Origin of the sequence: Streptomyces sp. NPDC051909 (genome assembly GCF_040681095.1) — a bacterium.
In the GTDB taxonomy this organism is placed as follows: Bacteria; Actinomycetota; Actinomycetes; order Streptomycetales; family Streptomycetaceae; genus Streptomyces.
The window spans coordinates 117,185-123,997 of sequence record NZ_JBFAYA010000019.1; the positions used below are offsets into that span (position 1 = coordinate 117,185).

Sequence of the window (6,813 nt, forward strand, 5' to 3'; positions counted from 1 at the left end):
CTCGACGGTCCACTCGGAGCATCGAGCGAACCATCGAGAACCGCGCTCCCTCAGCGACGGCGCCTAGGGGGGTGTCTCGCCCCCTACCGCGAGCGCAGACCCTCGAGCAGGATGTCGAGGAGCCGTGCCGAGGCCGCCGCCTGCTGCGCCGCGTCCGGCAGCGCGGGGGCGGCGGTGGCTATCACCAGGAGCACGTCGGACACCGTCACGTCGGTGCGCAGCTCGCCCGCCTCCCGGGCCCGGTCCACCAGCCGGCCGACGACCTCCAGGAGCTCGGCGGCCCCCGCGTCGTCCTGCTCGGCCGCCGGCACCGCGCGCGGCGCCACGATCCGCTGGTCGCCCTGCTCCCCGTACGCGGCCTGTGCCGTCTGCCCGTTCACGCCCGGACCGGCGGCCGGCACCGAGACCCGCTGCTGCGGCACCCGCGCCTCGTCGTCCGCCGCACCGGCCGGCAGCACCACGTCGTCCACGCCGACCCGCAGCACCTGCGGCGGCAGCAGCCGACCGGCGCCCGAGGCAACCGAGGTGCGCAGGAAACGGGACAGCGCCGACCACGGCTCGTCCTCCTGGCCGAGAGCGGTGCGCGCCTGCTCGGTGAGCCGCGCGGTCTCCTCCTCGGCTATCCGCCGGACCAGCACGTCCTTGCTGGGGAAGCGGCGGTACACGGTGCCGACACCCACCCGGGCGCGCCGCGCCACGTCCTCCATCGGCGCCCCGTATCCGAGCTCGCCGAACACCTCGCGCGCCGCCCGGAGCACATGCTCCAGATTCCGCTGCGCGTCCACCCGCAGCGGCGCGGACCGCCCGTTCGGCGCCGACTGCGCCGTACGGACCTGCCCGTACGAATCCTGAATCTGCATAAGCGTTCCCCCGCTCATGATGTCTCCCCCCGGAGACTCCCCGCCCTGACACGGGGGTCCGACCCTGCCGCGCCTCTGGTCCACGCGCGACCGGCCGACACCCCGATGAAGTACGAACATAGTTGAGTCGCGGTCAATTCAGAAGGGGCAGTTCCGTACGGTGCGCCCCCCGATCGGAGCAAGGACCCGGACCCTCCCGATTCCGGCCCCCCACACGACCCGGCACCCCCACCCTGACCTGCGGACTTCTCGTCCCGCCCGGACCATTCGCCACCCCACGCCTCCGTACCCCGCCGGTCACACAATTTGCCGGGCCTGTGGACAAACCCCGGAAGGCGTTGCCTCATGGGACAGTGACCGAACCTGTGCGCATCCTCGTCGTCGGCGGCGGCTACGTCGGTATGTACACCGCGCTGCGCCTCCAGCGGCAGCTCAAGGCGGAGCTGAAGAGCCGCACGGCCGAGATCACGGTGGTCACCCCCGAGCCGTACATGACGTACCAGCCGTTCCTGCCCGAGGCCGCCGCCGGCAACATCTCGCCCCGCCATGTCGTCGTCCCGCTGCGCCGGGTCCTCGACCGCTGCCGCATCGTCATCGGAGAGGTCCACTCCGTCGACCACGCCAAGCGCACCGCGACGCTCTCCACCCTCGCCACCGAGGAGGAGGGCACCGGAGCGATCCAGCTCGGTTACGACGAGCTGGTCATCGCGCCCGGCTCGGTCTCCCGCACCCTCCCGGTCCCCGGCCTCGCCGACCACGGCATCGGCTTCAAGACCGTCGAGGAGGCCATCGGCCTGCGCAACCACGTCATCGAACAGATGGACATCGCCTCCTCCACCCGCGACCCCGCCATCCGCGACGCCGCCCTCACCTTCGTCTTCGTCGGCGGCGGCTACGCGGGCGTGGAGGCCCTCGCCGAACTCGAGGACATGGCCCGCTACACCGCGCGGTACTACCACAACCTCAAGCCCGAGGACCTGCGCTGGGTGCTCGTCGAGGCCTCCGACCGGATCCTCCCCGAGGTGGGCGCGGAGATGGGCCGCTACGCCATCCGCGAGCTGCGCGGCCGCAACATCGACGTACGCCTCGGCACCCGCCTCGACTCCTGCGAGAACCGCGTCGCCGTGCTCAGCGACGGCACCCGCCTGCCCACCCGCACCGTCGTGTGGACCGCCGGCGTGAAGCCCGCGCCGATCCTCGCCGCGACCGACCTGCCGCTCGACGAACGCGGCCGGATCGTGTGCACCGCACAGCTCACCGTGGCCGGCGTCGAACACGCCTGGGCCGCCGGCGACGCCGCCGCCGTCCCCGACGTCACCGCCGAAGCCCCCGGCACCACCTGCGCCCCCAACGCCCAGCACGCCGTCCGCCAGACGAAGGTGCTCGCCGAGAACATCGCCGCCGCCCTGCGCGGGCAGCCCCTCAAGGAGTACGCCTACGCCTACGCCGGCTCCGTCGCGTCGCTCGGGCTCCACAAAGGGGTCGCCCACGTCTACGGCCGCAAGATCAAGGGCTACCCGGCCTGGTTCATGCACCGCGTCTACCACCTCAGCCGGGTCCCCACGTTCAACCGCAAGGCCCGCGTCCTGGCCGAATGGACCCTGTCCGGCCTGTTCAAACGCGAGATCGTCTCCCTCGGCTCCCTGGAACACCCACGCGCCGAATTCGAACTCGCGGCCGCACCCCCACCCGCACCGAAGGACCCGTCCCCCGACAGGTCCCCGGACGATCCCGCGGGCTGACATCACTGTCAGTGCACTCGTCCACACTGGACGTGTGACCATAGGTGGGCTCACACCTGCACAGAGTGACTCTGCACGGCAACGACACCACGAGGCATACAGATCCGTGAACTTCACCCGTTGGAGCGCCCGGCTCCCCGGTACGCAGCGCCGCGCGGCGTCCCGCGGGACCGAAGGCTCCGTGCCCGCCGCCCGCGGTGAGTACGGGCCCCGGCCGGACCACCCCGCCGACGAGTCCGGCACACCCGACGGCGTCCCCGCACTCGAGGACTTCACCGTGCGGGAGATCATCGGCCGCCTCCCCGGCCTGGTCGCACTCGTGTACGGCCCGGAGCACCGCATCGCGTACGTCAACGAGGCGTACGCGGCCGCCTTCGGCCCACGCCCCGCCGGCGCCACCGTCGCCGACACCTGCCCCGAGGCGGAGGAGCTCGGCCTCCTCCCCCTCCTCGACCAGGTGCTCCGCAGCGGCAAGCCCCGCACCGTGAAGTCCCGCCGCACCCAGGACGGCGGCTCCTACACCGTCACCTGCCTCCCCGTGGAGAGCCCGCAGCTCGCCGACGGCGGCGTCCTCGTCCACGCCGCCGACGTCACCGACCACGCCGAGGCCGCCGAGCGGCTCCGCGCCAGCGAGCGCCGCCACCGCGAGACCGCCGTCACCCTCCAGCGCTCCCTGCTCCCGCAGGAGCTGGAGCAGCCCGACGACCTCCGGATCGCCGCCACCTACCAGCCCGGCGGCACCGACGCCGCCGTCGGCGGCGACTGGTACGACGTCATCACCCTCGGCGCCGGCCGCACCGCCCTCGTCATCGGCGACGTCATGGGCCGCGGGGTGCGCGCCGCCGCCGTCATGGGCCAGCTGCGCACCGCCGTCCGCGCCTACGCGCGCCTCGACCTGCCCCCGCACGAGGTGCTCCAGCTGCTCGACGGCCTCGCGGCCGAGATCGACGCCAGCCAGATCGCCACCTGTGTCTACGCGGTCCACGACCCCAACGAGGGCAAGCTCGTCTACGCCTCCGCCGGCCACCTCCCGATCCTCGTACGGGACGAGGACGGCACCGTCCGCCGCGCCGAGGACCCCACCGGCCCGCCGCTCGGCACCGGCGGCTGGCTCCACACCTCCGGCAGCATCGCCCTGCCGCCCGGCTCCACCGCCGTCCTCTACACCGACGGTCTGGTCGAGCGCCGCCGTGAGGACATCGACGAGGGCGTCAGCGCCCTGGAGCGCGCCCTCTCCGGCGCCACCGGCACCCCGCAGGTCGTCTGCGACCGGCTGCTCCGCTCCCTCGGCGTGACCGCGGACCACGACGACGACGTCGCCGTCCTGGTCGTCCAGCACCCCGCCCGCGAGGGCTCCGACGCCGAGCTCTTCCACAACGCCGCCCTGGAGCTGCTCGGCGGCATCGAGGCCGCGCCACGCGCGCGTGCCTTCGCCTCCGGCGTCCTCGCCAGCTGGCGCTTCCCCGTCGAGCTGTGCGACCTCGGCGTCCTCGCCACCAGCGAGCTGGTGGCGAACTCCCTCCAGCACGGCACCCCGCCCATGCGCCTGCGACTGCGCCGCACCGACCGGCGCCTGATCATCGAGGTGACCGACGGGGACGACCACCTGCCGCGCCGCCGCAGGGCGGAAACGGAGGACGAGGCGGGTCGCGGAATCTCGATCATCGCGACGATCGCCTCGTCCTGGGGCAGCCGCCGCACTCCGGGCGGCGGCAAAGCGGTGTGGTGCGAGTTCGCCCTGCCTGACTAGAAGACGCCTCAGGCGGCGGCGGTCTCCTTCGCGGGCTGGTGCTGAGCCACCACCCGCGAGGGCCTGGCCGCGAGCGACGGCTGGTTCTGCACCGGAGTCAGCCGCCTGCCCAGCCGGATCGCCAGGAAGGTGATCCCCAGCGAGAACAGCACGAAGGTCAGGATGTATGGGCCGTGCAGCGAGGCCCCCATCGGACCGCCGACCGCCGGGCCGACCGCGAGCGCGAGCTGCTTCACCAGGGCGAAGGCCGAGTTGTACGTGCCGACCATCGACTCCGGAGCCAGATCGGCCACCAGCGGCGCGACCGTCGGCGACAGCATCGCCTCGCCCAGACCGAACAGCGCGTACGTGGAGACGAACGCCGCCGTCGCCATCGTCTGGCTGCCGTGCCCCAGGCCCGCGTACCCGGCGAACAGCCACGCCACGGTCCAGATCAGACCGACGGCCGCGATCACCCGGGTGCGCCGGCGGCGCTCGACGAACTTCAGCACCAGGAACTGGGCGACCACGATGACCGCGGTGTTCGCGGCCAGCGCGATGCCGAGCGCCGACGGGTCGATCCCTGCCGCCTCGGTGCCGTACGCCGCGAGACCCGACTCGAACTGCCCGTAGCAGGCGAAGAACAGCACGAAGCCGAGCACACACAGCTGCACCATCGCCTTGTGGGCGAACAGCGCGCGGACCCCGCCGCCCCGGCCGGAGGCCGGACGGGCGTCCGGCAGGACCGCCGACCCCGGCATCCGGACGGTCAGCACGATGCCCGCGAGCACCAGGAACATCGCCGCCTCGATCGAGAACAGCAGCAGGAAGCTGTCCGGCCGGCTGGCGTCGACCAGCTGGCCGCCGATCAGACCGCCGACGCCCAGACCGAGGTTCTGCAGGAAGAACTGCATCGCGAACGAGCGGGTCCGGCCCGCCGGCGTCGAGCACCAGACGATCATCGTCGCCAGCGCCGGCTGCATCACGGCCGTACCGGCGCCGAGCAGCGCCGCGGCACCGATCGCCGCGGGCACGGACGCCGCAAGACCCATCCCCACCGCGCCGAGCGCGGCGAGCAGCGAGGCCACGAGCAGCACGGGCACCGGCCCGCGCCGGTCGATGGCCCGCCCGCTGAAGGGAAGCACCAGGAGTGCGGCCATGGCGAAGACGGCCAGAACGACACCCGCGGTGCTCGCGCCCAGATCCCGCACCTGAGCGACGTACACATAGAGGTACGGCACGGTGAAGCCGAGTCCGAACGCGCTCAGCGCGCTGCCTGCCTGAATCCGGCGCATCGCTGCGCCCATCGCCTTGGTCACACTCACCCACTTCGGTCGCGGGTTCAGTGCTGTAGCCCTGAACCCTGAAGACTTCAATCCTAAAGTTCGATCCTTAAAGATACACGTAGAAGGACTTCAACGCCAACGAGCCCCGTGGGATACTCGCCGCATGTCCGACACCACCGAGCAGTCCGGCGCCACGGGCCCCCAGGAACCGAGCCTCGACGAGCAGATCGCCGCCTATCAGCGCGAGTTCCGCGACCTCGACCCCCAGGTCGAGAAGGTGGTCTCCGCCCTGGGCCGGCTGAACCGCCGGATGAACGTGGCGTACGGCCGCCAGGTCGCCGACCTCGGCATCAGCAACGCCGAGTGGGAGGTCCTCAAGACCCTGGTCCTCTCCGGCGCCCCGTACCGACTCGGCCCCGGCGAGCTCGCCAAGCGCCTCGGACTCACCCCGGCCGCCATGACCCACCGCATCGACCGCATGGCCGGCGAGGGCCTGGTGACCCGCGACCGCGACGAGAACAACCGCGTGCGCGTGATCGTCGAGCTGACGGACGAGGGCCGCCAGAAGTGGCTGGACGCCATGCGCATGGCCACCGCCTTCGAGGAGGAGCTCCTTCAGGACCTCTCCCCGGAGGAGCGCGGCGCCCTCGGCGAGATGCTGATCCGCCTGCTGCGGAGGGTGGAGCTGACCCAGCCCGACGCCGGCGGCCGGCTGACGGACCTGGAGTAGCCGCTGCCCGGCTCCCAGGGGGCTCCCGGGGGACTCCCGGGGGATCCTTGACACGGCCCTCGGGGATGCGTAGTGTTCTCCGAGTTGTCACGGAGCCGGAACGGTTCTTCGACAACCATCCCGCCGCAGTAGCGGCACCTCAACTCCGCATGATCTCCCGACCGGGACGAATTTCGGCATGCCGAAATTCATTTCGAATGGCTCGATTACGGGTCACCGGGAAAATCCGCTAGAGTTCAGGACGTCGGAACGGCCCAACAGCCGGGAAGACAACCCCCTCTGACTGGGAATCAGACGCCGAAAGGATCTGATAGAGTCGGAACCGCCGGAAGGGACCGGAACGACGAAAGTCGAAAAGGGACCGGAAAGCGCCGAGGAAATCGGATCGGAAAGATCTGATAGAGTCGGAAACGAAGGAAGCGCCCGGAGGAAAGCCCGCGAGGGTGAGTACAAAGGAAGCGTCCGC

At 71.7% G+C, this 6,813-nt stretch carries 5 protein-coding genes; 3 read left to right on the plus strand and 2 right to left on the minus strand.

All coding sequences use genetic code 11. From position 1 onward, the window contains the following. Window positions 1-83 precede the first annotated feature (83 nt). Window positions 84-860 (minus strand): helix-turn-helix domain-containing protein, encoded by a 777-nt coding sequence (locus tag AB0M18_RS27360; protein ID WP_365762471.1) that lies wholly within the window; start codon window positions 858-860, stop codon window positions 84-86. A gap of 353 nt (window positions 861-1,213) precedes the next feature. Here AB0M18_RS27360 and AB0M18_RS27365 point away from each other — a divergent pair, with 353 nt between their 5' ends. Next, window positions 1,214-2,602 (plus strand): NAD(P)/FAD-dependent oxidoreductase, encoded by a 1,389-nt coding sequence (locus tag AB0M18_RS27365; protein ID WP_365762473.1) that lies wholly within the window; start codon window positions 1,214-1,216, stop codon window positions 2,600-2,602. Window positions 2,603-2,708: 106 nt separating this feature from the next. Next, a complete protein-coding gene (locus AB0M18_RS27370) occupies window positions 2,709-4,352 on the plus strand; it encodes a SpoIIE family protein phosphatase (protein ID WP_365762475.1) in 1,644 nt (547 codons plus the stop codon). An 8-nt stretch (window positions 4,353-4,360) separates the two neighbouring features. Here the strand turns inward: AB0M18_RS27370 and AB0M18_RS27375 are convergent, their stop codons facing one another. Next, window positions 4,361-5,638: an MFS transporter gene (locus tag AB0M18_RS27375; protein WP_365762499.1), complete on the minus strand. Its 1,278-nt coding sequence runs from the start codon at window positions 5,636-5,638 to the stop codon at window positions 4,361-4,363. 142 nt (window positions 5,639-5,780) lie between these two features. Here AB0M18_RS27375 and AB0M18_RS27380 point away from each other — a divergent pair, with 142 nt between their 5' ends. Then, window positions 5,781-6,347 carry a MarR family transcriptional regulator gene (locus AB0M18_RS27380; RefSeq protein ID WP_365762477.1) on the plus strand — a complete coding sequence of 189 codons (567 nt, stop codon included), beginning with the start codon at window positions 5,781-5,783 and terminating at the stop codon, window positions 6,345-6,347. Window positions 6,348-6,813 lie beyond the last annotated feature (466 nt).